The sequence below is a fragment of the Candidatus Deferrimicrobiaceae bacterium genome (genome assembly GCA_035256765.1).
In the GTDB taxonomy this organism is placed as follows: Bacteria; Desulfobacterota; Deferrimicrobia; order Deferrimicrobiales; family Deferrimicrobiaceae; genus CSP1-8.
This window is the reverse complement of the sequence record DATEXR010000182.1, coordinates 1-1086: the sequence shown is the minus strand read 5'-3', so window position 1 is coordinate 1086 and position 1086 is coordinate 1. Positions and strand designations below refer to the sequence as shown.

The 1086-nt window shown below is 68.7% G+C and carries 1 protein-coding gene; it reads right to left on the bottom strand.

The window, feature by feature from the left end:
• Positions 1–519: 519 nt before the first annotated feature.
• On the bottom strand, positions 520–1086 hold a 567-nt coding region (locus VJ307_06185; GenBank protein ID HJX73728.1), incomplete at its 5' end, for an efflux RND transporter permease subunit.

Below are 1086 nucleotides of genomic sequence, written 5' to 3'. Positions count from 1 at the left end.
GAGCGCCGCTGCAGGGGGCCGGTCCCCGGAAGGGTTTCGTCGCGAGACCAGGGAGACCCTTTGGCTACGGCGGGCAAGCGCAGGAGCGAGTGCGGAGGCGTACGGGAAGTACGCCGCACAAGCGAGCGACGAGCACGCCCGACGCAGCCCGGGGATCGCTTGTCGCAGCAGAAAAGGCAGCCCTGTGGGCGACCGGCGCCTGCGGCGAGGGAACGCACCGCCAGCCCTTTGTCGCGGTCTGACGGCGCATCCGCTTCGCCTCGGCTGCCGACCCTTCCGGGGACAGGCCCCTCGCTCCCGCGGAGTACGCGCTTCTTGCAACGAGGGGGACACTCCTGATGGGCGGGGACACTCCTCTCCCGCATCCCGGAGATGAATCAGGAATGTCCCCGGTGGGAGTGTCCCCCCCCATCCTCAGTCGCGCGCCTTGCTGGCGCGGCGCATCGACGCTCTCGGTGCATCAAGCTATTTACGAGACGGTACACTAGCTGCCGGCTGATTCGTTCCTTTCGGGTCGTGCTATTTCCCGGTCTCCGCCGGACGCGATTCCCGGGAAGCCCGGTCCCCCTCCTCGCCCCTCCCGGAGACCGCTGCCTCCGGCAGGGGACCCGCCGGGGATGGCACGCCCGTGCGCCATCGCCGGAAGGCGATGCCGAGATCGTCCAGGAGCGAGTAGACGACCGGCGTGGCCAGCAGCGTGAGAAGGAGCGAGAGCGTCTGCCCGCCGATCACGACCACGGCGATCACCCGGCGCTCCTCGGCCCCCGGCCCGGTGCCGACGGCTAAGGGGAGCATGCCGGCCACGAACGTGAGCGTGGTCATGAGGATCGGGCGGAGCCGGTCGCGGTTCCCCTGGAGGATCGCCGCCGACCGGTCCATCCCGGCCGCCCGCAGGTTGTTCATGTGGTCGATCTGGAGGATGGCGTTCTTCTTGACGACACCGAAGAGCACGAGGATCCCGAGCGCCGAATAGAGATTCAGGGTGTGGCCCGCGAGCCAGATCGACAGGAGCGCGAAAGGAACCGTGATCGGCAGGGAGAGCAGGATCGTGAAGGGGTGGACCAGGTTCTCGAACTGGGAGGCGAG